This window comes from Bacillus sp. XB1 (assembly GCF_053557995.1).
Map to the genome: position 1 here is coordinate 1 of NZ_JBNRIL010000015.1, position 2442 is coordinate 2442.

At 32.6% G+C, this 2442-nt stretch carries 2 protein-coding genes and 1 rRNA gene; 1 reads left to right on the forward strand and 2 read right to left on the reverse strand.

All coding sequences use genetic code 11. The features are described 5' to 3' along the window. The first annotated feature begins 296 nt into the window (after positions 1–296). The gene (locus ACK1U5_RS27580) at positions 297–1088 is read left to right on the forward strand and encodes a sulfotransferase family 2 domain-containing protein (protein WP_000483015.1); all 792 of its coding nucleotides are present in this window, start codon (positions 297–299) and stop codon (positions 1086–1088) included. 86 nt (positions 1089–1174) lie between these two features. On the opposite strand, the gene ACK1U5_RS27585 is transcribed toward ACK1U5_RS27580, so the two are convergent. Both ACK1U5_RS27585 and rrf read right to left on the reverse strand, forming a co-directional pair. Then, positions 1175–2095, reverse strand: a complete 921-nt coding sequence (locus ACK1U5_RS27585; RefSeq protein WP_000658284.1) for a DMT family transporter — start codon at positions 2093–2095, stop codon at positions 1175–1177. Between the two features lie 253 nt (positions 2096–2348). Further along, a 5S ribosomal RNA gene (gene rrf, locus ACK1U5_RS27590) occupies positions 2349–2442 on the reverse strand; the annotation flags it as partial.

Consider the following 2442-nt stretch of genomic DNA (forward strand, 5'->3'; position numbering starts at 1 on the left):
CTAAAATAAAAATTGACGTTTCACGTTGTTTGTTTCGTTCAGTTTTCAAAGAACTACTTGGTCGCTCATTTGCGACTTCCTTATGTTAACATTTTCATCTTTCAATGTCAACTAAGTTTTTCATTTCGTTTGTCACTTGCGATGTTATTGTCATCAGCGACTTGTCCTATATTACACCTCTATATAATAATAGTCAATATTAATCTTTCATTTTTTTTAAAAAGATGAAAAAGACTCTCATACCCCCCTTTTATTTCTCATACATATCAATAAGATAACTGAAAGGAGTGTAGAACTTGTTCAATCCTTCTTTATTACACATCATAAGCTCCCATTCAAGAAGCCCACACTATCATAGGAAGTTTCCAATCATTCTATTTTGGAGTCAAAAAAGCGGTTGTACTTCTCTTGCTAAGTGGTTCTTTTACCAGATTGATTTATTACAAACCGCTCTAAGTTATAGTCCTTTCATTCATAATTATGAATATGATATATACAAAAGTACACCTGCCTATAGTGTACGACTAGGAATAGCTCTACGAGAAAAACAAAAAGAAACTTTTAAACTTGTTCGTAACCCTTATAGGAGAGCAGTCAGTTCTTTCGTATCCTTAATTGGACCTCCTTATATGGAACATCCCGAATGGAAACCCATCCGAAAGTTTTTATATCAAGATGAAAATTCCTCCAAAGGGATCTCATTTAAACAATTTCTATACTATCTATTTATGAAAGGAGCTCACGCAAGTGATATTAACCCACATTTCACACAACAATATATAGCTGGTGAAGAAGAATATGTGACCAATTATATATACTTAGAAAACTTCGATCAGGAAATGAAAGAATTAGAAAAGCGTTTCGAATTAAAAACCGCACCAATAAATGAGTTCTCAACATCATGGCATCATCAAACTCCCGCCATGATTTATAAAGGGGATTTTAGCGAAGGCGATATTACTGATCCTTTATTTCCACGTCATCCGACTTTTGAAAGCTTTTATGATACTGAATGTATACAACTTGTCCAAACAATATTTCAAAATGATTTCGACACATATAAATACAGCAAAGAATATCCATACTAACTTTAGTCTATTATCTTTGCTAAATAAAAAAGATACCTCATATATAAGGTATCTTTTTAACATTTCAATTATATAAATCATACTGTTTAACAGTCTCTATTCTCCACCTTGTTACCTTTTAATAGATTACATAACTTTTGCTTATCCGCCCATCCTACTCCGATTAAAACTAAACTCGCTCCCATTATTACTCTCCATGTCAGAGATTCATTTAATAGAATAATTGAAGTAACAATACTTATTAATGGTAATGCATTTAAATATAATCCGCTTACTGATGCTGAAACTCTCTCTAGCGCTTTATTCCAAAACCAATATGCTAAAATTGTTGCTCCAATAACAAGGTATATTACACTAAGTCCCGTTTTCCAAGTTTCAACCTTTGGGAGACCGTAATAAAAAATTTCTACCAGTGCAAACGGTAAGAGAATAACAGCTCCAATAATTAAAGTTAATGTTGTAAAAACCTCGTTTGATAAATACTGTTCTTGTTTTGGCCGTTTTAGCAAAACTGTGTAGAAAGCAAATAGAAAAGTACTTAATAATATCAGTATATCTCCTATTAAAGACACTTCTTGATTAGCACTTTTAGATGGAATCGTAATAAAGAGTACTCCTATAGCACCCAATATAATTCCTATCCAATAATTCAATCGAATTTTCTCTTTCAAAAAGAGTGCTGAAAAAAGAATTGTAACTAATGGTAATGCAGCATCTATAATACTCACATGTAATCCACTGGTTAAAGAAATACCGTAGGATGTAAACATAAAATAACCAGCTACACCGGTAAAAGCTAACAAACTCATTCTTTTCCATGGAACTTTTTTATGTACAACTGATTTTTGTAGTTGCTTAAATGAGAATAGCATACAAATTCCACCTGCAAAGAAAAGACGAATAAACAACAAAGTAAACGGCTGAATAGATTCTAACGCCCATTTTGTTGGCGCAATGGCTGTGCCCCATAATATAACAGCCACTAATAACATGCATATTTCTTTCATAATCCCCCACACCCATCAAAAATATATGTTAACTACCTTAATTATAGATTTTTTCTAATGTAAAATCCTTTAAAAACACAAAAGGTTATGTTAAAAGAGCTAGATTGCTACTTTTCATATAACCTTTTTATATAAGATCACAAACATTCTTGTTACATCTGGACTATATTCTTATAAAGGTAATTCTTACCTTTAAATTTAAAATAATAAAAATAAACACAAAAAAACCTAAGTCGAAACGACTTAGGTTTTTGCTTGGCGACGTCCTACTCTCACAGGGACAAGGTCCCAACTACCATCGGCGCTAGAGAGCTTAACTTCCGTGTTCGGTATGGGAACGGGTGTGA